This window comes from Streptomyces sp. NPDC048636, from assembly GCF_040650655.1.
Taxonomy (GTDB): domain Bacteria; phylum Actinomycetota; class Actinomycetes; order Streptomycetales; family Streptomycetaceae; genus Streptomyces.
The window spans coordinates 23,396-45,858 of sequence record NZ_JBEZHR010000025.1 but is presented as its reverse complement, the minus strand read 5'-3'; the positions used below and the strand labels follow the sequence as shown (position 1 = coordinate 45,858).

Below are 22,463 nucleotides of genomic sequence, written 5' to 3'. Positions count from 1 at the left end.
GGCCTTGCCCGGTCTGGAGCGACGCGGATGGGCAACAACCCCGACTGCCCAGCCGTCGGGTTGAGCGGTGGGCGCAGCCATCCGCCGCTCCCGCGGAGCGGGTACCGCCTCGCTGCGCGAGGCGCAAGCGAACACCCGCGCTGCGCGCGGGTGTTGCGCTCCCGCTCTGCGGGAGCGGCGGATGGCTGCGCCATCCGCTCAACCCGACTGCTGCGCAGTCGGGTTGATGGCCCTTCCGCTTCGCTCCAGTCCGGGCAAGGCGGGGGACTGCACCCCCGCCTGACGGTCCTTCCGGCTCCGCCTCCAGAACCGTTGGACCCGCTAGCGCGGGCCTGGCTGGTTACGAGGGAGGGGGTGTTGCTCGAGACTACGGCTTTAGACATGCTGCATCATGGTGATACAGCATGTAGCGTTGGCGGAGATACGGTACGCCCTCAGTGGTGACTTATCTAGGAGATGACGGCAGATCGGGACGGCATATTTCACAGGCTCCGAGCCGGGCTTGCACTTCGCTGCGTGGAATGCTCACAACATCGTGGACGTCGTTTCCCTTCCATCGCGCGTATCGCTGCCCGTCTTTGAGGCCCCCACAGTTCGGTGTCCGGTGGTAAACGCTTCCTCCCTTGGTTCGGTAGACCCGTTTAGGGAGATTTGATCGCGCTGAACGGCAATGATCGCACTGGGAGCTGGGTAACTGCATGGCTTCGCAGAACTCTTCGACCATGGTCAGTATTTTAGTGCTAGGACTCCTTCGCAGCAATGTTCTTCTTCATCCCGTCAACGCTGTGAACTGGTTTTCTAGGCGTGTAACATATCGTGTGAGAAGAAAGGTTGAGGTGTCGGTGATTCAACTCCAAGAACACCAGATCACCGCGACTTCGCAGATTCGCAAGTGGGTGGGATTCCCTGCCAAGTCATCTCCGTCAGCTCGGGGCCGCCGAGGCACTGTCGTATCCGCGACCGGGTCCGGGAAAACCTACACGGCCGCGTGGGCCTCCCTCGAGAGCTTCCGGGACGGGCGGATCCTGGTGATGGTGCCCACCCTCGATCTGCTCGTACAGACCGCTCAGGCATGGCGCTGTATCGGCCACAAGAGCCCCATGGTCGCGGTGTGCTCCCTGGAGAACGACCCGGTACTGAACGAACTCGGGGTGCGCACCACGACCAACCCGATCCGACTCGCCCTGTGGGCCAGTCACGGGCCGGTCGTCGTGTTCGCCACGTATGCCTCTCTCGTCGACCGGGAGGGCCCCGAAGACCCAACAGTCCGGTGGAAGGTCCGCGGGCCGCTGGAAGCCGCCCTACGGGGCGGGGAGCGCCTCTACGGGCAGCGGATGAAAGGCTTCGACCTCGCCATCGTGGATGAAGCCCACGGGACCGCTGGTGATCTTGGGAGGCCGTGGGCGGCCATCCACGACAACACCCGCATTCCCGCAGACTTCCGGCTTTACCTCACCGCCACACCGCGCATCCTCGCGGCGCCCCGACCGCAGAAGGGCAAGGGCGGCCAGGAACTGGAGATCGCGTCGATGGCCGCCGACTCCGAAACGTACGGGCCGTGGCTAGCCGAACTCGGGCTCTCGGAGGCTATCGAGCGGGGCATCCTCGCCGGTTTCGAGATCGACGTCCTGGAGATCCGCGACCCCGCACCCGTCCTCGGGCTGTCGCAGGAAGCCCTGCGGGGCCGGCGCCTCGCTCTCCTGCAGACTGCGCTCCTGGAACACGCCGCCAAGCACAACCTCCGAACCGTCATGACCTTCCACCAGCGCGTGGAGGAGGCCGCCGCGTTCGCGGAAAAGATGCCGGAGGCGGCAGCGGAGCTGTACGTCAATGATGCCTCCGACGACGACCTGGCGGCCGCGGACCGGCTCCCCGCGTCGTCGATCGACTCGGAGTTCTACGAGCTGGAGGCTGGCCGTCACGTCCCGCCGGACCGGGTGTGGTCGGCGTGGCTGTGCGGCGACCACCTCGTGCCTGAGCGGCGTGAGGTCCTCCGACAGTTCGCCAACGGAATCGACGCGGTCGGCCGCCGGGTCCACCGGGCGTTCCTCGCCAGCTGTCGGGTACTCGGGGAGGGCGTGGACATTACCGGCGAGCGGGGGGTGGAGGCCGTGTGCTTCGCAGACACCCGCGGCTCGCAGGTGGAGATCGTGCAGAACATCGGCCGGGCGCTGCGGCTCAACCGCGACGGCAGAACGAAGATCGCCCGGATCATCGTGCCGATCTTCCTCGAGCCTGGTGAGGACCCGACGGACATGGTCGCCTCTGCCAGCTTCCGCCCCCTCGTCGCTGTGCTCCAAGGCCTGCGCAGTCATGACGAACGACTCGTCGAGCGACTCGCCTCCCGAGCCAGCGCCAGCGGACAGCACAAGATGCACGTCCATCGCGATGAGGAAGGGCGGATCGTCGGGGCCGGCGACCAAGGTGAGGGCACGGACCAGGAGCAGAACGGCACCGACCTGCTCCACTTCTCCAGTCCGCGCGACGCATCTACCATCGCGGCCTTCCTCCGTACGCGGGTGTACCGGCCGGAGTCCCTGGTGTGGCTGCAGGGATACCAGGCCCTGCTCCGGTGGCGGGCGGAGAACGAGATCACCGGCCTCTACGCCGTGCCCTATGACGTCGAGGTCGAGGTTGGGGCGACCAAGGCGTTTCCGCTTGGGCGGTGGGTGCACCAGCAGCGGAAAGCGCTGCGGGTCGGGGAGCTGGAGGATCGGCGCAAGACCCTGCTCGATTTGCCGGAGGCCGGGATGGTGTGGGAGCCGGGTGAGGAGGCGTGGGAGGCCAAGCTCGCCGCGCTGCGGTCCTACCGGAGGGCCACGGGGCACCTTGCTCCGCGTCAGGACGCGGTGTGCGGCGAGGGCGAGGTGATGGTGCCCGTCGGGCAGCACATGGCCAATCTGCGCCGGAAGGGCGGCCTGGGGAAGGACCCGGAGCGGGTGGCCGAGCGTGCGAAGCAGCTCGCGGCGATCGATGAGGACTGGAACTGCCCCTGGCCGCTGGACTGGCAACGCCACTACCGTGTCCTCGCCGATCTGGTCGACACCGACGGCCACCTGCCCAACATCGCCCCCGGCGTGCAGTTCGACGGCGACGACATCGGACGATGGCTGGAGCGGCAGAAGCTGCCGGGCACCTGGGCGCAGCTGTCGAGTGAGCAGCAGGAACGGCTGCTCCAGCTGGGCATCAAACCCGCTGAGGCGCTCTCTGCCGCCCCGGCGGCCGGGCGGGCCGGGAAGGGTCCGAGCAAGGCACAGCAGGCGTTCCAGCGGGGCCTGGCGGCCCTCGCGCAGTGGGTGGAGCGGGAAGGCGCCCACCGGCCCGTGCCAAGGGGCCACGGCGAAGAGATCACGGCCGACGGCGAGACGGAGCTGGTGGTCGTGAAGCTGGGCGTTTGGATCTCAAACACAAAGTCGAGGCGCGACAAGCTCACGGCGGAGCAGCTGGACGCACTGCGGAAGCTGGGCGTCAACTGGGCTCTGTGAGCGAGGCTTCCACAGTCTGGTGTGTAGGCGCTTCTGGCTGGCAGGACTCCGTCCGGATGCTGTTGATCGACGCGGCAGCCAAGCCACCGACCGAGGACGAGGACGTGCCCGCGGCGACTGCGGGCGTGGTCCATACACAGGTTCGCCTGCAGAAGCTGGATTTCTGGGTGCGCTACCCGGGCTACCTGGCCTTCGAGCTCATGAACGAGTACGAGGCGGCTCAACACGCGCCCGGCTGAACCTGGTCAAGGAGTGGTTGGGCAGTGCCCATATCGGCGCGGTGCGGAACATCGAGTGCGCGCGAGAGTGCCAGCCATTGTCAGATGGTGCGCACCCGAGGCAGTGCGGAACGTCGTGGTGCGCACGATAGTGGATTCCACCCGGTACCGGGCATCGTGCACCGGATGCCGCACATCGTCGGTCCACTCGATGGACGATGTGCGGCATCGTCACCACAGCCAGGCGCTGGAGTGCCGCACTCGGAACAGAGCCCGGGCATCGCGACGCGCGGCCGCGATGCCGATGCGGTTCTGCCGGGACCGCGACTGCCCGGCGACGAAGCGGCGGCGACCGGCGCCCTGGAGCCGCCTGCGCTGCTTGCGCAGCTCCCGCTTCTTCTCTGCCTTCGGCTCGGCCTTCGGGGCCGCTTCCAGATCGGCTCTCATGCCGGGGGCTCATCGAGCGCGGCAGCCATCTCCTTGGAGGCCGCGCGGGCGAGGTCGTCCTCGAGGCTGGGTTGTTCTTCCGGGGTGCTCACGCGACTCCTCCTGTGGTCCGGCCCCGGCGCGTGCTGAGTGCCGGGCTGCTGGGTGTACGGCGGCGGGGCCGTCGCCGGGGCTGGTTGTGGTCAGGGACCAGGGACGACGGCACGCTCCCGCATGCCGTCCTTGAGCTCGGCGACGGCGACCTGGAGCATCCGGCGGGTCTGCTCCACCATGGCGACGTCCGTCTTCTGTTCCCGGCCCGCGGCTCGCCTTCCGGTCCGTGCGGGAAGGCCGCGGGCGGGGCCTCGGGGTGGCGGGCACGGTGACGGGGTGCGGCCGGGTTCGGGAACCCAGGCGGTCCGCGCGGCGCGCCGCGTGGACCCGGGCCGTGAGCGCGCCAGTGGCGAGGCGGGCCCGCTCGTACGGCGAGGCAAGTCCGGTTGCGGGTCAGCGGACGCAACACGGCCTGGTCCTCGGCGTCGCGCGGGTAGAGGGCGCGGAGGTCGGCGGTCATCATCCGTCGGCCGGCAGGGCGGGTGTAGTCGTCGACGACGCCTGCACGACAGTCCCGGGCGAGCACCACATCATCTGGCGCCGAATCGGCACTGCCACCATCCTCACTGAGCCCTGCCCCGAGGGGGCCCAGCACCGACAAGGGGTCAGAGAGCAGGTGTTGTCTAGGGCGGGGATCGGCCACGCCCTACGAGCGAGCTGGGGTCGCGCTATTACGACGTAATAGCGCGATCGCCGGGGCTCGCCAGTGACACCTTAGGGTGAGCGCATCAGCACGGAGCAACGGCTTGGGTCCCGCTGCGGCCAGTCGACGAAGCGGGGCCCAAGCCATGCCTCACTGGTCCTTGAGCAGCAGGTCGGCAACCTGGTGGCGGTATACCTGGCTACTGGCTGCGAGCAGGTCGGCTACGAATGCCTCTGGGGTCTCGAGCAGTTCCAGGAGGCGGTTGATCATCCTGTGGCGTTCGGGCCGGCTCAGGTTCTGGAAGATGATGTCCATGCTGGCTGAGCCGTCCTCCCAGGGGATGCCCGCTTGGGAGGAGGCTGCCGCGCTGGTCGACCTCGGAGACTCAGCCTCTGTCAGCCCGGAGGTCTGGGAGCCGCTGGCCCCAGCAGACCCATTCATTACGTCGTAATGAACCTCGTCAGCTGCCGACTTCCCAGCGTCGCCCCGACCCGTTCCGTTTGCTCCGCTACGGCTGCTCTTCCGGCTCTTCGCCCCGGCTTGCTTGTCCGCCTTCTCCTGTACCCGCTTGTCCTTGAGCCGTTGCAGATGCCGGTCCTGCTCCTCCGGCTTCTTCCGACCAACCTGACGCAGCAGATCGGCAGGCTCCTCCCCCGCAACGAGCTTCTCCTGCAACTCCGGTGTGAGGCTGAGCAGAGCAAGCCGCTGCGAGACCCAACCCTGGGAACGGTGGAGCCGAGCCGCCAGAGCCTCCTGCGTGCCGTGGACAGTGAGCAGCTGCTGGAGAGCTTTGGCTTCGTCGAGGTGGTCCAGGTCCTGGCGGTGGATGTTCGCGACGAGGGCTGACTCCAGGAGTTCGTCCGGGTTACTGCCGAGGTCCTCGTCCAGCATCACCTTGATCTCGGTGAGGCCTGCTTCTCGGGCGGCTGCGAGCCGTGAACTGCCGTCGATGACAACGTATTTAGTGTCCTCTTCCAGCTCGGCTTCCCGGTCGGAGTTGGCCTCGAGGTAGGCGAAGCGGGACATGATGCTGATGGCCATCTTCTGGCCGTGGTCGCGAAGGCTGCCAGCCAGGTCGGTCAAGTCACCAAGTTCCGACCTGGGGTTGGCCGGGTTGAGGCTGATCTGTGAGACGGGGAGTTTGATGGGTGGGGGAGCGCCTTCGGTCGGGGCGTTGGTGGCGGCGTTGATGGCGGCGCGCCGCGGGCTGATGGTTCGGGCTGCTTGGAAGGAGCTGCCGGTGCCGAGTGCCGATGCTTTGCTGCTCATGCGATCTCCCGTGCGAGCGCGCGCAGGGCCACTGCCTGGTTGCACTTGGGTGCGTAGGCGAGCAGGGGTTGCTTGAGCCGCACTGCTTCTTTCTGTTCTTTCAGGTCACCGATGACGCCGACCACGCGCGGATCCTTTATGTCCATCCAGGCTTCGAGGGAGGAGGTGGCGATGTAGCCGCGGCGGGCGTCGTAGTGGTTCACGACGATGCCGAGGTATTCGAGGTCCAGGCTCATGTCGTTGCGCAGGTCGTCGATCTGGGCGGTGAGGAGGCCGTAGGCGTCGGCGGAGCTGTCTTCGGCCTGGACGACGATCAGTACACCGGAGTTGCCGGGTTCCTCTTCTGGACGTCGCCGTCCGTAGTAGGCGGCGGCGTCCATGCTCAGGCCGAGGCTGGGCGGGCAGTCCACGAGGATTGCGTCGTAGTGCTCTTCGAGAGGGATGAGGGCTCGCTCGAGGGCGGCTTCGCGGGCGCGGACGCCGGAGAGCTTGACGTCAAGGAGGAAGGCGTCGGTGCACGCGGGCAGCAGGTGGAGCCTGCCGCCGAAGCGGTCGCCTTCGACTTCCACGATGAGGTCGCTGATGTCGCCCTTGGCCTCGCCTGCCATGTGCTTGGTGAGGCTGTCGCCGTCCAGCGGCAGGGGCTCGTGGCCGAGTTGCTTGGTGAGGTGGCTCTGGGGGTCGAAGTCGACCAGAAGCACTCGCTGTCCCAGTCCGGGCAGGTCTTCGTAGTCGAGCGGAGACTGCTGTTCGGGCTCGTCCTGGTTGAGGGCAGCGGCGAAGTGCTTGGAGATGCGGACTGGGTGGAGCTTGTCGGAGTCCTCCGCGAGTGCTTCGCCCAGGCCGGCTGTGACGGCGGTCTTGCCGACTCCGCCCTTCTGATTGCAGATGATGCGGCGCTTGACGACACCGGGCCGCTGGACGTCAGGGGCTGGGTTCTTCTCCAGCCACACCAGGACGGACTGGGACAGGCCTTGGACGATGGATACTCCGCGGGCGTTGCAATCCTGGCGGAACTCCTCCCATTGGCCCGAGGGGAGCCATGTCGAGAAGGACTTGGCGCCTGCGGTGTCGACGGGGGAGAGGTTCGAGCCCAGCGCACGCCAGGCTTTGATGCCCGCCTCAACCGCGTGCTGGATGTCGATGCCGTGCTGCGCGGTACGGATCTTCAGGTTCTGCTGCAGCCCGGCCGGGAGCTTGGAGACGACCTTTTCCCGGTCGCCGAGGGAGGGCGATGTCATGGATGACACCTTACTAACGTTCGAGATCATTTGAAGCCGCGACGCGTTAGTAAACTACAAGTTGCTGCCTTCGAGGCCACTACGGACCACGGCTGGCTCATTACGTCGTAATGGTGAGCCCGGCCAGCGCCCATGCGCTGGCCGGGCAGAGGCGGCCGTATTACGTCGTAATACAGGACCCAGCCTTGAGCTCGCGGCGGCGAGTGTCATCTGCTTGGTTGACCTGTCTCAGCGAAGGCTGAGCGATTCTCACCGAAGGTTTGGGTGACTGCTCTGGTCCGATTTGCTCGTCAGCTCGCGTTCACGCGAGCGGTGGAGAGCGGTGGACAAAGATCGCGCGAGCAGCAGACTAGCCCGCGTGAAGCGACTGCTGGTGGATGTGGAGAGCGTCACTACGCGGTTGGTACGTCGATTCGGTCCCCAGATTGCCGAATGGTGCGCTGACACGCCGGATCTCATCGCACGGCTGACGTCCCAGTGGGGACTCTCGCTCGGTGACTCCCTCCCGGACGGTGCTTCGTCGGTCGCGTTGCGGTGCCGTTGGCCCGACGGCACGCCCGCGGTGCTGAAAATCAGTCCGGAGCGGGCCCTTCTGGCCGAGCAGGCCGCAATGCTGGGGTGGTTCGCTGCCTCGGGCCGGGTGGCCTCTGTGCTGGCCGTCGACGAGGAGGCGGGCGCAATGGTGTTGGAGGAGATCGTGCCGGGAACGCCAGCGGAGGACATGCCTGCTGCTTCGCTTCCGGGACAGTGGTCGGATCTGCCAACGCGTGTGTAGCCGGCGCCGGGCTGGAGGGCGTCGAGACCCGCTGCGCGCGCGTGGCGGTGGCGGGGCGTACGCCGGACTTGACCGAACGATGGCGGTCTTGGAGGTAGAGCTGCATCCAGATGAAGCGGCTGGTCATGAGATCTGTGAAGTGATGCGGGAGGTCACACGGACCGAATATGAGCGGTCGCCTCTCTGACGGAGGTCGGCGCCCCTCACCCTCGAGAGGGTGCTCCCCATCTGCCCTCTCAGGATTGGCGCTTTGACGGTTGAAGACCACCAGGGCTTTAGCAGGTGAGAGGCGGTCGCTCTCGGTTCGGGTGGCAAGTTAGTGCTTGGCTGGGGGAGTGGCGTGGGCGCTGGAGGCTGCGGGCGTGTACCTGCAAGACTCCTGGCACGTCCGGGAAAGTTGGACTGACAGGAAAGCACGTCGACCGCAGGGGCCGAGCTTCTCGGGGCAGACGCTTGGGTCAGCCAACGGCGCCGTAGAAAACGACGCCGTTCTCATTCCGCACCACGCCGCCGTACTGATCGGCTTCGAATGGTGCCGCGCCAGGATCCGCCTCACGGTCCTTGCCCGTCCGGCCGTCCAGGACCACCGGCTTGGCATCCAGCCCATGGTCAGGTAGGTCGCCGTAGACCGCACCGTGCCAGAACTCGTTGACCCTCGGCACGGCCCTGCCGGAGTTGTCGGGGAGTGCCCACAACTTCTTGAACGAACGCGCTTCGAAGACGGTGATGCCCGGCTTGTACGAATCCTTCGTGCACAGAATCAGCGACTGCCCGTCGTATTGGCAGCCACCGCCCTCCAGCGCCGCACGCTGCCTGCCGTGCACGACGTCGACGACGAGCACCTTGTTCGCATGCGTCCCAGTCAGCAATTTGGGTCCGGTGGCGCCTGGATCACTGGCGTTGCGGATCGTCCAGCGCTGCTTTCCTGAACTCGCGGTGTATCCCACCAGCCGGTCACCAGAAGGGCTGTGTATGCCTCCGGCGACCGTTCCGTCGGCCATCACCACGGCACGAAATGCCAGCTTCTTCCAACGTACTTTGCTCGTCGTGCGGTCGACGGCGTAGGTGACGTCATTCGCTGAAACCACCACCGTATCGTCGTCGGCACCGATGACCTGTGCCGCCAGAATCCCGTCGGCACCGATCCCCTCATCATCATCGGACGCCGCATTGGGAGCAGCCGTCAACTGTGCCGACCACCGCGTTTTGCCGGTTGGCGCCGATAGGTTGTCCCCGATCATCCAGCCGCCGTCAGTGAGGCTCATGCCGCATCGGGTGGCCGCGAGTTGGAAGAGGTCCCGGTCGGGCTTACGAGTCTCCATGCCGCCGGAGACTGCGACGCCGTCGACCAGGCTGACGAGTCCGACCGCGGTGAGTTTCGCCCGCTGAATGTCGCTGGGACCTCTGGTGACGATGCCGATCGTCCACGCGGCGGCGCGCAGGCGCGTCAGGCTCTCGAGGATCTCGTGTCGGCAGGTGGCGGTGACTGCCATCAGGTCGACGTACTCCTGCCGCAGCTGTGCGGAGGGCACCGTCAGGCCGAAGGCGTCGCGTAGCCGGGCGAAGTCGCCGGGGTTGGCGCGATCGGTCAGCTCGGTGAGCAGCCACTGCTCGATGGTGGCGTCGTAGTCGTGTGCGTGGCAGAGGTTCGCTACGGCGTCGTTGAATGCCGACTGCCGGTCGACCAGAATGCCGTCCAGGTCGAAGAGGGCCAGGTGCATGTGGGCGATCTTGGCGCTGTGAGCAGGCGCGTCACGAGGGGCTGCTACGCGGCCGCTCCCTCAGGACGGGATGAGGAGAAGGAAGGCTTCCCGCCCCACGGGACCCACGGGACTATCAGGCCGAACTGCCTTGGTATCGCTGGCAAAGTCTGCTCGAGTCGTGGTCACTGCCAGCGCTACCCGGGTGTCTGTGCCCCTGAGTGGCTTCATGACCTCATGCGGGAGGTGCGGCGAACGGATGGGTCAGGTGACTCGGCGCGTCGGTGTTCTGGTCGTTCTCGGCTTCCGTGCTACGGGGTCGCAACGCGCGGAGTGCGGCCTGGAGGGTCGGTTCGTAGTCCTTGGGGTCCCAGCCATCGGGGATCGTTACCTTCGTGCGGAGCTTGTCTTTCCCGACGCGGTGAATCTTGCAGTCGACAAACGGCACGAGCCCGTATCGGCGGGCGTGGAGCAGGACCGGTTTGCTGGCCTTGACGATGTCGATGACCTCGAGCCGGGCGACTTCGCCGAGCCGATAGACGTGGCCTTTGGGTCCGCGCTTCGTGGTGCCGACGACGACCATGCCGTCGAAGGTCGACGCGAGTGCCTTCCACTGCTCCGTGTAGTTCTCCGGGGTGAAGACGTCTTGGAACTGGATCAGTTCCACGCCGGGGAGGCGGTGGCGGATCTTCGCCAGGCGCTCGTCCCACTGACGGCGCCGGGCGATGTGTGGCGAGGCGCTGATGTAGACGCGGACGGGCTCGCCGGGCGTCCTCGCTCCGCGGATCTTCTTCATGGCCGCGATGTAGGCGCGCTGCTTTGCCGCCGTCGCGTACGTGGCCAGGGGGGAGTCCGGGGCAGGGGAGTCAGGCATGTCACCCATGATGCCCTGAGGCGGCGTCAGGCCATGGTCCAGCACGGTGAGATGCTCCTTTCACACGCGCCTCAACTCGCCCGCGTCATCCTCTGCACGAAGCATGATCGAGAGGGTATGGTAGCTGCGATCAAGATCTATCTGAATATGGAAAATCCCCCGCGCCTTGGCAAGCCCGGGGGAGTAGAGAACCTAATCAGGAGGTCCTCGGTGTTCATGGCACCACTGTACCCGCGGGCCTTCGCCCGCACACAAGATCCTCGCCGTCTTCGCGATGACTCGCGCTGCATGTCAGCGGGGCTTTTCTGTGCTACCGCGCACCCCGACCAGCCCTCCGCAGAGGGGGTCGAGATGACGTAGGTCTGCGGGCGGCCCAGCCGCCCGGGACGCTCAGCCGGTGATTGGCAGTCACCTCGGCTCAGCGCCCACTTCACTCCGGAGGGCTTCGCAGGCCCTCTGAAGGGAGTGCCCGCCCGGTTCGCAGCCGGTCGGACAGTTCGCACATCGGTTCTATCCCGGAACCACGAAGACCACGAAGGGCTTCGTCATGCCCTCACGCAAGGAGAGGAGCAGTGCTCATTTTGCACGACCCTTCTGTCTTTCGCCAGCCTGCATACGTCCGTTTCATTCAGATTTACTGGTCTGCAGGGTCCCGCCTGGCGGAATCTCACAGCCCGATTCGCCCGATCCATCCCGCCGCCCAGAACTGTTGCTCGACGAGTGTCACACCGCGGCCAGGGTCAACACCTATAGCAGGTGTGACGACCTCGCCTCGCTTCCAGCCCCTGCCCATCCTCGATCTCGGTGACGCCACCCACCCCTACAACAGCGCCCAACCGGTCACTGCTCGCGCTGGAGTGCCACATCTGCCTGCAGACCGCAGCGCACACGCTCGGCCGGCATCTCGCCAGGTGCGCCGGTGAGCGCCACTCCACCTTCCGGAGACCACACCGAGGCCCCATCGTTCGTCTCCATCCGGGGGCCGCAGCAAGAGGTGGGACGCACTGAGTCCCGTCATGCGCAGCCGCGGGCATGGCTGCGTGCCGTGTGCTGGCTGGTGGGTGCGGGGCTTCACCCGCGGGCTGGAGCCTCAACATTGCGGGTGGCGAAGGATCTGGCGAGCCGAATGGACTACGACCGCGGGCTGGTCCTGTACGGCCTGGACGGGATCGTGCGCCGTACCGGGCTGTCGCGGGCGACGGTGAAGCGGCACGTGGCGGTTCTTCGGCAGATGGGGGCCCTTGTCTGGGTGCGTCATGGGTCGAAGCGAAATCTTCGGCTGCTGGGGCGGGCATACACGGCGACGGCAACGATCTACGGGGCGGTCATCCCGCCGGTGTATGACCGTGCCATGGGGCACCGGACGATTGGGCAGGGTTATGAGGCCCGGGTGCGCGGGGTGACGGAGGACGGCCGTGCCCAGGCGATCGCCTCTGCCCGGGCTGCCGCTGACCCTGTGGATAACTCCCGTTCGCAAGCGCGTGAGCCCCATTCCCTTGGGGGTTCCCCTCCAGAGGGTCAGGCTGAGGTAGTGGGTGGTGGTAAAGACACCTCGCGTGCGAGGCGTTCAACGACATCCCCCGCCCGGAAACGGAAGACCAGGCGGGGGGCGAAGCGTGCGGCACGGCAGGTTGCGCGGGACATCGCTGTCGCCCGGCAGGTACGGCCGTTGGTGACATGGACCCAGCGTGAATCCCTTCGTCGCCTGGCCTACGCGCTGCGTCCCCTCATCGACCGAGGCATGGACAGCGTGCAAATCGCTGGCGAGCTATACGGCCTGTTCATGGGCTGGAGGCCAGCAAAACCCGCAGCCTTCATTCAGGCAGCCCTGGCTCGGGATGCCCAGCACGATGGTGACCTGGCCGCGCGGCGCCCGGCCCAGCCGACCTCCACCACCGACACGGTCGAGCCGAGCGCAGAGTGGAACTGTGCACTGGGGGAGATGGGCCGCCGTGAGGAGGAGAGCCTGGAGGTGGTCGCCGAGGTCGGCGAGGGCCAGCTGGTTGACGTCGCTCGGCTCGACCCGGCGGACATCTCGGCGCTAAGGAGTGCGGCTGAGGCCGACCTCGACATGGTCCTGGGCGCAATTGCCGTGGGCGGGGAGCCATACGCCCGGCGTCTGTACAGCCCGGACCTTGTCCGCCAGGCGACGGCAAGCTGTTCCTCGACGATGGTCCTGAACTCCACCTGGCAGCAGGCGTAGTGCCCGCGATTACGCCGCTGGACCAAGCGACCGCCGAGCGCCAGGAACTATCGCGCGGGCCTTGTACAGGTCGCGGCCGATCCGGGCGGCGCCGCCGCGGCGGTCCAGGACCGCGTGCACGAGGTCGGCGAGGGCGGTCTTCCCGCTACCGGGAGTACCAGCGATGAACACGGTGACCGGGCTGGTCCTGGCGCACCGCGCCGTTCGCGGCTGTGGGCAGGATCGCCTGGTGCGGAACATCGCGGTTCTCCTGTTCGGACAGCACGACCGAGACGAGCCTCGGGCCGCGCGGCCCTGCGATCCGTACGCGATATGTTCGTCATTGGTACGCAGATCATGCTCAATCTGTGCGCGCCTTGGGTTAGGGTGAGAGCGGGAGGTGTTCCATGTCCGAGTTGTTCGAGGCGGTAGACGCGCTGATCGCCTCCGCGTCTCCGCTGCCGCCACCCGCAGAGCGGAAGCGGCTGCGACAGGCCCACGGACTGACGCTGGACCAGGTGGCCAGCGCGCTGAAGGTGCGGCGGGCCACCGTCAGCGTCTGGGAAGCGGGCAAGACCGAACCGCGGCCCCCGGAGCGCGAGGCCTACGCACACCTCCTGAACAAGCTCGCAGAGCTCTACCCCGCCCCCGACAACACCGCACTGCCCTCGTCGGGCGTCACATCCACCACCCCCGACACCATCCCTTCGGCGCAGGAATCGACGGACGCACGCTCTCAGCCCCCAGATGTGGAGCCCAAGACCGCGGCCACGGCAGCGGAACACACGCCGCAGAGCCCCGCCACGTCGGCCCCGGTGGCCACCACCAGGTCGACGTCTACCTCCCGACGCCCCGCGAAGAAGGCCGCACCGAAAAAGACCACCACCACGGTCCCCGTCGACCCGCTTTTCGCCAACGGGCCGCTCGCCGTCGTCGATGCCGACGACGACCGCCAGGTCGTGGCGTACGGCGTCGGCGGCCTGGTCCTGGACGTACCCGCCAAGTCCCTCCCGGCCCTGGTGGAGTGGACGCTGAAGGAGGCACAGCTCGGAGCGCCGAAGCTGCACGGCTGCGGCAAGGACGCCGACCCGCTGCTGGTGCTCACCGAGGCAGCCTGCCGACGGTACGGACTGCCGGTCGCGTTGTCGGAGTCGGAGCGTCTGGCCGGACGGATGCCGGAAGGGCACAAGGTCCTGCTGCAGCTCGAGCGAGCTGAGTGGAAGCTGACGAGGCGTGGGTTCGGGCCGTGGGCGCGGATCTACCGTCCCGCGCGGGGCCGGGAGCGGAGTTGCGTGCAGTTGTGCGTCCCGTCCTGGGACGCGCTGGACAGCCGTACCTGGGGTGACGCCGCCCAGCTCCCGCCCGCGGAGCTCGCCCGGCTGCTGGGCGTCTACGCACAGCGGGTGATCACACCGCGGGGCTCCACCGCCGTGACGGGCCTGGAGTTGATGACGGCGCTGAACCCGCCCACGAGGGCGAGTGAGCCGGACGCGAACGGCAGGCGGCACAAGGAGCACCGGCCCGGCTCGCTGGGCGAGGCGGCAATGGAGTGCGCGCCGTGCGAGGCGCCGGACGGACACCCCTTGCTGAAAGACCTGCCCCGCTTCCACCAGCGGGGGCCTGAGGAGATGCTGTTCGAGGAGGCCTACGACTGGGCGCGGCAGCTGACCGACGCCGAGTGCATGAAACGATTCGTGGTCGGCGTCGACGTCAACCTCGCCTTCGGCGCAGCGGCGAACGGCGCGATCGTCGGTCTCTCACAGCCGCCGGTCCACGTGACCAACCCCGAGTTCGACCCGACGCTGCCAGGGGCGTGGCTGGTCGACCTCTCCCACATCGACCTCTCCCGCGTCCTGGTCGGCAAGCAGTGGCAGCAGCTGCAGGGCGAGTTGTTGCCCAGCCCGTTCACCCCCACCGGCGAACGGCCGGCTGGACCGGCCTGGTACGCGACCCCCACAGTGGCGTACGCGGTGGAGCTCGGCTACGACGTCGCCCCCCTCGAGGCCTGGGTGCGCCGAGAGAAGGGCAAGTTCCTGGACGGCTGGTACAAGCGGCTGCGCAACGCGTACGTCGACACCATGAGCGACTTGGGCGTGGGGGAGAAGCTGCCACCGAGTGAGTTCCTGGCGGCGATGGACGGCTACAAGCAGGGCGACCCGGAGATGGCGATCGTGCTGGGCGCGATCAAGGCGACCGTGAAGGGTGGCATCGGCAAACTGAGGGAGCGGCCGCGCGGCGGCGGCTGGAAGCCCGGACAGCCGTGGCCGGCCCTGTCCCGGCCGACCTGGCGCCCGGACATCCGCGCAGCCGTCATCTCCCGCGCCCGGGTCAACATGCACCGCAAAATGGTCGCCCTCGCCGCCGCCACCGGCCAGTACCCGGCAGCGATCCTGTCCGACTGCGCCGTGTACGCCACCGATGGCCCCTCCCCGCTGGACCTCCTGCCGTACGACGCCGACGGCAAGACGGTGCCCGGCAGCTTCCGCCTCGGGGTCTCCCCAGGGATGGTCAAACACGAGGGTACCCAGACCACCCTGTGGGCCGAGGAAGTACGCGAAACGCACGGCCAGGTCCTCAATCTCGCCCGGTACATCAAGACGGGCGAGATCACCGCCAAGGACGACGGACAGTAGAAGGGGGCCGAGCCGATGGCCACAGTCGGGGAAGGACTCGACAAAGCGGTGCAGGGCGCGTTCACCCGCCCCATCCCCAAGAGCGCCGGCGCCCAGATGCGCTACCTGGTCAAACAGCACAAAGGCAGCACCAAGCGCGTTGCCGATCTGCTCGGCATCACCCAGCGCACCGTCGAACGCTACGTGAAGAACCAGATCAAAAAGCCCCGCAAAGACCTCGCGGAACGCATGGAAGGCGAGGTCAAGAAGCGCTGGCAGCCTCAGATCCGCGCGAAGGCGAAGCAGGCCGCGTCCACCACCGACGGGATCCTGATCGACACCCGCGCGCGCTTCGGCTTCACCGCTGCCCCCGGCAGCACCGACGACGCCCGGCTGCGCCACCTCACCCTCGCACTGCCACCACGCCACGCGGCCCGTCTGTTCGACGCCCAGGAACAGGGCGCGACCGAGCAGCAACTGCGCGGCATCGCCGCCGAGGCGCTGGGCGAGACGTACTTCCGCGACAGCGGCCGCCGTGCCCACGGCCTCGATGTGGAGTTCACCGACCTCGAACATGTGGAGTTCGACCTGTAGCAGACAGCCCCGACGAAGCTTCGAGAGAGGGATAGGCTCGTCTCCGATGTCGAAACCGTCGTCGGCATCGACGGGCCTCGGGACGTACCGGTCCCTGTGCTCGTGTTCAGTTGGATCACCGAACGTCTGCTGGGATCATTGATATCCAGCATGGCCAGGTACGCCTGCGACTGAACGAGGTGGCGGTGGACGCCGCCGGAGTCGGCCGTAAGTGATCGGCGACCTCGGCCGTCGGTGCCGCTTCCGGTAGGTACTCGCCATCGATGGTGATGTTGGCGGTGAACCCGGCGTCCGGCTGCGGATGCAGCCGCCGCCGCGCGGGATAGAGCTGCGCGAACGAACTCACTTGCCACGCCGACTCGTATAGACAGCAGGGCGTCGACGCGTCACTCGCCCCATGCCCCGGCCACCGGGGCCGACCAGTTGGCGTTCGTCCGACATCTCCTGGCAAAGCGGGGCTGGCTCGGGCCGTGCAGCATTCGCACGATTCGAGCGGCACATCAGTGCTACAGGTGCAACGAGTTGCCTGTAGCGCACCAGCAGGACCCGCTTCTCGTGCTTGCGCTCACTACCAAGCGGGCTCTCAAGGAGGACCTCGCATCGTCAGAAGCCTCAGCGACGAAAACCTGAGCGCAGCGACTGACCGTGCTGTACCACAGACGTCCGGTCACTCGATGAATTTGCTGGTCAGGGTCACTGACCAGTCTGAGAAGCGACTGAAGCGACTGAAGGTTTGCGTCTATGACACACGCGCGCACATGCGAATGTCGTCATAACCCTGAAATTCAGTCGCTTCAGTCGCTATCTGACTGTTCCGGCCCTCTGACCAGCAGCTTTGTGCTTGCTTGCGAGGAGCGACTGAAGCTTTGCCAGTCGCTGAGCTTCAGTACTCGGTCAGCAGTCCTCCTGCCGCGAGAGGGTCTGAGTCGCTCGCTTCGAGGCTGCTGAGGGGGCTCACCCCAGGTGAGGGCATGTCGAGAGCGACCCAAGCGACTCAGGCAGGCACTGCTGAGCGTCAGGCTCAGCAGTGCGGACAAACTCCAAGTCCGGTCGCTTCAGTCGCTCCTGCACTACAGTTGCCCTAGCTGAGCTGCGCCCCACAGGTCCGTTTGAGGAGGCCGGGGTGATGGTTGCTGTGACGCCACGCACCATGGGTTCCCCGCGACGGCAGTCCCCTCCGCTAGCCTAGTCACAACAATTCAGAACTTGAGTCGCTTCAGTCGCTGCGAGACCTGTCTAACCTTCTCCGAGCTGGGTCTTTCCTCCAGCGACTCAAGGGGCTCACCTATACGTTGAAGGCCCCACCATCCCCGGACCGCAGATTCGCCCTGACATGTCGGCCGTCGCCCGCTGGTGCGCGACGGCCGGCTGGCCAGTGCATCCGCTGGCTCCGGGGCGCAAGAGCCCAGCGCGGAACTGCCCCCACTGCGTTACCCCAGGCCATAGCCATGAAGGCTGTGCCTGCCGTGAGGCAGGCAGGTGGTGTCACGGTTTCTACAGCGCCACTACCGATGCGGATCTCATCAATGCTTGGTGGCTGGAGCAGCCCACCTTCGGCGTCGGTGTCGCCTGTGGCCCAGCTGGCCTCGTCGTCATCGACCTGGACACCCACCACGGGGAACTGCCAGAACGTAGCCGCCTGCTTCCGGGCATCCCTATTCATGACACCGTCGACCTCACCGGCTGGACAAACGGATACCACACCCTGGCTGTGCTGGCTGCCCTACGCCAGGTGCCCGACCCAGCCACCGACGAAGGGACCCTGCGCGTCCACACTCCTTCGGGCGGCCTGCACATCTGGTACCAGGAGGACGAAGGCCGCACCTGGCTCTGTTCGACAGGGACCGGGAAAGGCCGCGCCCTAGGCTGGCAAATCGATGTCCGTGCCACCGGCGGTTACATCATCGCCCCCGGCACCACCACGACCAGCGGTACGTATACCCCTGTGGGGAACTGCCGGATCCCTGCGCCACTCCCACGGTGGTTGGCACAGGAACTGGAGCGCACCGGTCACCTCGAGGCTGTTCAGCAGCCATTTGCCCCACCACGAGCCCCCAGGGCCCCCACTCCGCGGGCCCGCCAGGCGGTCATTGCCGCAGGGGGCGGGCGCCAGCCCGCAGCCCGAGCCCTGGAAACCGTCCTCACAGAGGTGGCAGGATGCGCCGCTGCCCCGTCCGGTATGGGATTCTCCGACAAAGTCAACCGTGCCGCCTACACCGCAGGTGGACTGGTCTCCGCCGGCCACCTCACCGAAGCCGCTGCCCGCCAGGCGCTTCTGGCCGCCGCCGACCATGCACGGCCACACCTACACGCCCGCTCGGACCAGATCATCCGCACCGGCCTGCAAGCCGGCGCTCAACACCCGCTATACCCGGGAGGCTGTCCGTGACCGCCGCCTTCGACGCTGCTGCGATCGCGCGCCAGATCCTGGCCCAGCCCCCCGCACCGCTGCCTGCTCAAAGCCCCCCGCCCACAGCGCCCCCGGCCGAGCCACTGTCCTACCGGGTAACCAGCGTTGGCGTCCTACCGGACTCGCTCACCGACCGCGGCATGGCCAAGACCTTCGCTCACCTCTACGCCAGCGACTACCAACACGCCAACGGTCTGGGCTGGTTGAAATGGAATGGGTACTGCTGGGTTCCCGACGACCACGACACCGTTGTCTGGGCCGCCGGCGACATGGCCGAATCCCTCGCCACCACCGACCCCGAGGGCACCCACACCGACGCGGACCTTCGCCGTGCCCGGCACCGTGCCATGTCCACCACCGGCATCAAATCCATGCTGATGCAAGCGAAGTCCGCACGTGACATGCTCCTGGACGCTGCTGCCCTCGACGCCGATCCGCACGTGCTGTGCACTCCCGGCGGCATCGTCGACCTGCGCACCGGTCGGACCAGCACCCCCGACCCGCGCCGCGATTTCCACTCCCGCTCCACCGCCACCTCCCCCCAGGAGATGCCCACCCCACGCTGGGACCGCTTCCTGGAGGACACCTTCGGCTCCGACGCCGAGGGCCGGGAGATGATCAGCTACCTCCACCTGCTGCTGGGCTATTCCATCACCGGCGACGTCGGCGCGCAGATCCTCGCCTTCCTCTGCGGCTCGGGAAAGAACGGCAAGAGCGTCCTACTGGACGTCCTGGTCAAACTGCTGGGCGAATACGCCGACGCCGCTCCACCTGGCTTCCTGATGGCCCGTCCGTTCGAAGGCCATCCCACCGACCTCGCCGAACTCCACGGCCGCCGCGTCATCGTCTCCTCCGAACTGAAAGCCGGAGACCGCTTCGACGAGGCCCGGGTGAAGCTGCTCACCGGCGGCGACAAGCTCAAAGCCCGCCGCATGCGACAGGACTTCTTCTCCTTCAACCCCACCCACAAGCTCTTCGTCCTCGGTAACCACCGGCCCGAGGTCAACACCGGCGGCTTCGCCTTCTGGCGCCGCATCCGACTCGTCCCCTTCGAACGCGTCGTGCCCGACGCCCACAAGGTCGACAACCTGGCCGACATCCTCGTCACCGAGGAAGGCCCCGGAATCCTGACCTGGCTCATCAACGGCGCCCGCCGCTACCTTGGCGGCGAGAAGGACCTCACTGGACCCGAGCGCGTACGCGTGGCCACCACGGCCTACGCGGAAACCGAGGACCACATGGGACGGTTCCTGAGCGAATCCTGCAAGACCGACGCTGGCCTGCGCGCCGAGCAGAAACATCTCTACCTTGCCTACACCCGCTGGTGCGAAAGCGAAGGAGCCACCCCCGTCTCCTCCCGCGCTTTCGCCGCCAGAGTCCGCGAAGTACTGGGTATGCGCTCCCCGAAGGACATGGCCACCTCCAACTCCAAGAAGTACTACCCCGGCATCGGCCTGATCGCCGACACAGACGAGGAGACCGCGTGAGCGCCCTGATCGACCCCGAGGACCTCACCCACGAAATCGACCTCGTGTGGCTGGAAGACACCGACGGCCTGGACTACGTCCGCCAGTCCCTGGACCGGCTCTCCAGCCGACACCGGAAACCCGCCTACCACCGCAACGGCCGCCTCGTCGGCTACGCCACCCTCGGTCCCGAAGCCAAACCCTCACGCGCCTCCGGCACCTACCTGCGCCGCGTCTTCTGGCTCGCCCCACATGACCGCGACCAGCAACCCGATGGGTTGTACGAGACCGGCGCGCCCTCGGAGGCGGTCGACCCTCGCACGCTTCAGCCCGGGGTCAAGGGTTACAAGACAGAGCGCTCCGAGGGCGGACCGGCATCCGCTGCCATGCGCGAATTGGGCATAACGCTCCCGAAGCGGTGAGGAAGGGGAATGGGCCACCCTGAAATTACCGAGGCAGATCGCCAAGCCCGCGCCGACTGCGCGGACAGGGCCTTGCCTATGGAGGACTGCACCGCAGCAAATACAAGTCGACACAGAGCCTGCGCCCTGCCCCCTGGCCGCGGGAGAGCGGGACATCCCGCGTGGCCCGCTGCGTCACGACCGTGTAGTTACCCCAGCACCGCCCTCCCGGTCCATCTGCGCATCGCCCACGGCATCGGCCGTCTCCCCAGCCCGCCTCGGTGACCCGCGGACAGGCGTTGGCGCCCGGTGAGCTGATGCGCTCGTGTGTGGCAGGGACTCCAGGGGAGCGCCCAGGGCCCGCTTCAAGCGTGCTGCTGTCGCCGACTGACGTCGCATGGCACGACGGCACGGTCATCTCGGGGGCCGAGGCTGCGCCTGGCCATGCGCGGCTTGGCACCGTGCTGGAGTGCCTGCGCCGTGTATCTGATCCCGCCCTGCCGCTTCCTCCTACCCTGGCCGCGGGCCCGGTCTCTCCTGCGAGTCGCGGTTCCTTCGCGGTTGGAGACGCCCTTCACTCGATGCTCAGGTCTGCCAGTCCGAGTACGGCACTACGCTCAAGGATCGCTGACACCTGGCCCTCAATACGTTACGAGTGCACTACCGTCAACATTGCTGTGTACTCAGCGCTAATGCTTTCCCGCCACCTACAGGCATCCTGGGTATGCGTCCGCCGATGCAAGCGGAGTTTGGCCCGCTTCGGGCGAGGGACGATCGCGTTCCTGCAGGTGTCCTCGGCCAAGGCGGTGCAGTGTTGTAGTTCGACAGGGCCCTGCAGCCCAGAGAGGTGATGGAAGGTGGTCTCAGGCAGCCGATCTGCGGGTACCAGCCACGCCGAACGCGTTTTCCGGGTGCAGCAAGCGTTCATGGATCTCGGAGGCTTGGCCCACACCAGTGGGGAGATCGCGAAAGCCACGGGCCTGGACGATTCCGTCGTCCACCGCATCCTGCAGTCCGGGGTCTACCAAGGAACCTTCATCAGGGTGAAGCGTGGTGTGTATCAGCTAGGTACAGGTGCCGCGAAGCTCGGCATCCACGCGCTTGCCCACGACGAGTTGGTGGGAGACCGGGCACGGGCGGTACTCCAGGAGCTCCGCCTGGTCTCCGATGGTGGGCTGGCGCTGCTGTACGCGTTGGCGCCGTTCGGTGGTGCCCAACGGCAGTGCATTGAAATGGCGGTCGGAGATTCCGATCTGGTTGAAGTCGGCATGACCCCCAGGGAGATCCTGACAGTTGGCCGCTCCCTACGTACCGGGGCCTCCGGACGCGTGATCCTGGCGTATCTCCCGGATGCGATACAGCAGCGCGTACTGGCTGAGCCCGTCGTGCAGGAGGCAGGACCAGGCGTCATCACCGACAACGACGTACTGCTCTCCTCCCTTGACGACATCCGCGACCAGGGCCACGCGGTGGGTCGTCAGGAGTGCATGCGGGGCTGGAACTCCTGTGCCGCACCCGTGATGTGGAACGACTCCATCATGGGGGCAGTGCTGCTCCTGCGACCTGCGCACCTCATGCCAGAGGTACCGCCCAAACTCATCGAGGCCACCAAGCACGCTGCTGCCCAGCTGAGTCGCACTGGTGGCAGTTGGCCTGCCTCAGGACAACGCGCCTAGCCAGGTATCCGGACATGTGTCCCGTCACGACTCCGGTGGCGACGACCACCGAGGTTGCTGTCTCTTGTTTCATGTGGCCGTCCTGCCTGCTTGTGACTCCGCGACGGCGACGAGTTCAGCCAGCCCTGGGTGGCAGGCCGCCAACTGTTCGCCAAAGGCGCTGAGATGAGCGGTCAGAGACCCCCCTGCCAGTGCCGCCGCGGATCCGGGTGCAGGCCGGGCCGTCAACAGGACCTCACTGTGGACGCCACCGTGGTGCTCGCCCGGGACCGGACCGTGTCCGTCTTCAACCGAGAACTGCCGCTACTCGGCAAGCCTTGAGTCCTGGCCAGGACGGGACTCGGCTGTGGTGGGGGATCGGCCGGCCTCTTCCGCGC

14 protein-coding genes and 2 pseudogenes are annotated in these 22,463 nt (G+C 67.0%); 10 read left to right on the top strand and 6 right to left on the bottom strand.

The genetic code is table 11. The annotated features are described in order from the left end of the window. Positions 1 to 842 precede the first annotated feature (842 nt). Entirely contained in the window at positions 843 to 3,485 is a 2,643-nt protein-coding gene (locus AB0C66_RS35665; RefSeq protein WP_362448686.1) for a Helicase associated domain protein, read from the top strand. Between the two features lie 56 nt (positions 3,486 to 3,541). Beyond that, entirely contained in the window at positions 3,542 to 3,724 is a 183-nt protein-coding gene (locus AB0C66_RS35660) for a hypothetical protein (RefSeq protein ID WP_362448680.1), read from the top strand. A 210-nt stretch (positions 3,725 to 3,934) separates the two neighbouring features. Here the strand turns inward: AB0C66_RS35660 and AB0C66_RS35655 are convergent. The 3 genes and pseudogenes from AB0C66_RS35655 to AB0C66_RS35645 all read right to left on the bottom strand — a co-directional run bounded on the left by AB0C66_RS35655 (position 3,935) and on the right by AB0C66_RS35645 (position 7,396). Then, positions 3,935 to 4,242 (bottom strand): annotated as a pseudogene (locus AB0C66_RS35655) (hypothetical protein). 794 nt (positions 4,243 to 5,036) lie between these two features. Then, on the bottom strand, positions 5,037 to 6,155 hold the full coding sequence (locus tag AB0C66_RS35650; protein WP_362448677.1) for a ParB/RepB/Spo0J family partition protein: 1,119 nt from the start codon (positions 6,153 to 6,155) through the stop codon (positions 5,037 to 5,039). Continuing rightward, positions 6,152 to 7,396 carry a ParA family protein gene (locus AB0C66_RS35645; RefSeq protein ID WP_362448674.1) on the bottom strand — a complete coding sequence of 415 codons (1,245 nt, stop codon included), beginning with the start codon at positions 7,394 to 7,396 and terminating at the stop codon, positions 6,152 to 6,154. Before AB0C66_RS35645 ends, AB0C66_RS35650 begins: the two co-directional genes overlap by 4 nt. A gap of 379 nt (positions 7,397 to 7,775) precedes the next feature. Between AB0C66_RS35645 and AB0C66_RS35640 the strand changes: the two are divergent. Further along, positions 7,776 to 8,156, top strand: a pseudogene (locus AB0C66_RS35640) (aminoglycoside phosphotransferase family protein); the annotation flags it as partial. A 473-nt stretch (positions 8,157 to 8,629) separates the two neighbouring features. Here AB0C66_RS35640 and AB0C66_RS35635 read toward each other — a convergent pair. Continuing rightward, entirely contained in the window at positions 8,630 to 9,892 is a 1,263-nt protein-coding gene (locus AB0C66_RS35635; RefSeq protein WP_362448671.1) for an HAD hydrolase-like protein, read from the bottom strand. Between the two features lie 214 nt (positions 9,893 to 10,106). Next, on the bottom strand, positions 10,107 to 10,790 hold the full coding sequence (locus AB0C66_RS35630) for a hypothetical protein (RefSeq protein WP_362448668.1): 684 nt from the start codon (positions 10,788 to 10,790) through the stop codon (positions 10,107 to 10,109). Between the two features lie 1,627 nt (positions 10,791 to 12,417). Here AB0C66_RS35630 and AB0C66_RS35625 point away from each other — a divergent pair. Continuing rightward, entirely contained in the window at positions 12,418 to 12,948 is a 531-nt protein-coding gene (locus AB0C66_RS35625) for a hypothetical protein (protein ID WP_362448665.1), read from the top strand. A 9-nt stretch (positions 12,949 to 12,957) separates the two neighbouring features. Here AB0C66_RS35625 and AB0C66_RS35620 read toward each other — a convergent pair whose 3' ends face one another. Next, the gene (locus tag AB0C66_RS35620) at positions 12,958 to 13,188 is read right to left on the bottom strand and encodes a zeta toxin family protein (protein WP_362448662.1); all 231 of its coding nucleotides are present in this window, start codon (positions 13,186 to 13,188) and stop codon (positions 12,958 to 12,960) included. A 146-nt stretch (positions 13,189 to 13,334) separates the two neighbouring features. Between AB0C66_RS35620 and AB0C66_RS35615 the strand changes: the two genes are divergently transcribed. From AB0C66_RS35615 to AB0C66_RS35590, 6 genes are all read left to right on the top strand, one after another. After that, a complete protein-coding gene (locus tag AB0C66_RS35615; RefSeq protein WP_362448659.1) occupies positions 13,335 to 15,560 on the top strand; it encodes a helix-turn-helix domain-containing protein in 2,226 nt (741 codons plus the stop codon). A 15-nt stretch (positions 15,561 to 15,575) separates the two neighbouring features. Continuing rightward, entirely contained in the window at positions 15,576 to 16,133 is a 558-nt protein-coding gene (locus tag AB0C66_RS35610) for an XRE family transcriptional regulator (RefSeq protein WP_362448656.1), read from the top strand. A 1,333-nt stretch (positions 16,134 to 17,466) separates the two neighbouring features. After that, positions 17,467 to 18,522 carry a bifunctional DNA primase/polymerase gene (locus tag AB0C66_RS35605; RefSeq protein ID WP_362448654.1) on the top strand — a complete coding sequence of 352 codons (1,056 nt, stop codon included), beginning with the start codon at positions 17,467 to 17,469 and terminating at the stop codon, positions 18,520 to 18,522. Then, positions 18,513 to 20,030, top strand: a complete 1,518-nt coding sequence (locus tag AB0C66_RS35600) for a phage/plasmid primase, P4 family (protein WP_362448683.1) — start codon at positions 18,513 to 18,515, stop codon at positions 20,028 to 20,030. Before AB0C66_RS35605 ends, AB0C66_RS35600 begins: the two co-directional genes overlap by 10 nt. Further along, positions 20,027 to 20,431, top strand: a complete 405-nt coding sequence (locus tag AB0C66_RS35595) for a DUF6009 family protein (protein WP_362448651.1) — start codon at positions 20,027 to 20,029, stop codon at positions 20,429 to 20,431. Before AB0C66_RS35600 ends, AB0C66_RS35595 begins: the two co-directional genes overlap by 4 nt. A gap of 890 nt (positions 20,432 to 21,321) precedes the next feature. Beyond that, the gene (locus tag AB0C66_RS35590) at positions 21,322 to 22,086 is read left to right on the top strand and encodes an IclR family transcriptional regulator C-terminal domain-containing protein (protein ID WP_362448648.1); all 765 of its coding nucleotides are present in this window, start codon (positions 21,322 to 21,324) and stop codon (positions 22,084 to 22,086) included. The last annotated feature ends 377 nt before the right edge of the window (positions 22,087 to 22,463 follow it).

Bases quoted from the DNA above. Each gene is read 5' to 3' on its own strand.
- AB0C66_RS35660 (WP_362448680.1), top strand. From the start codon at position 3,542: ATGCTGTTGATCGACGCGGCAGCCAAGCCACCGACCGAGGACGAGGAC.
- AB0C66_RS35650 (WP_362448677.1), bottom strand. From the start codon at position 6,155: ATGAGCAGCAAAGCATCGGCACTCGGCACCGGCAGCTCCTTCCAAGCA.
- AB0C66_RS35645 (WP_362448674.1), bottom strand. From the start codon at position 7,396: ATGACATCGCCCTCCCTCGGCGACCGGGAAAAGGTCGTCTCCAAGCTC.
- AB0C66_RS35635 (WP_362448671.1), bottom strand. From the start codon at position 9,892: ATGCACCTGGCCCTCTTCGACCTGGACGGCATTCTGGTCGACCGGCAG.
- AB0C66_RS35620 (WP_362448662.1), bottom strand. From the start codon at position 13,188: ATGTTCCGCACCAGGCGATCCTGCCCACAGCCGCGAACGGCGCGGTGC.
- AB0C66_RS35615 (WP_362448659.1), top strand. From the start codon at position 13,335: ATGTCCGAGTTGTTCGAGGCGGTAGACGCGCTGATCGCCTCCGCGTCT.
- AB0C66_RS35610 (WP_362448656.1), top strand. From the start codon at position 15,576: ATGGCCACAGTCGGGGAAGGACTCGACAAAGCGGTGCAGGGCGCGTTC.
- AB0C66_RS35605 (WP_362448654.1), top strand. From the start codon at position 17,467: ATGTCGGCCGTCGCCCGCTGGTGCGCGACGGCCGGCTGGCCAGTGCAT.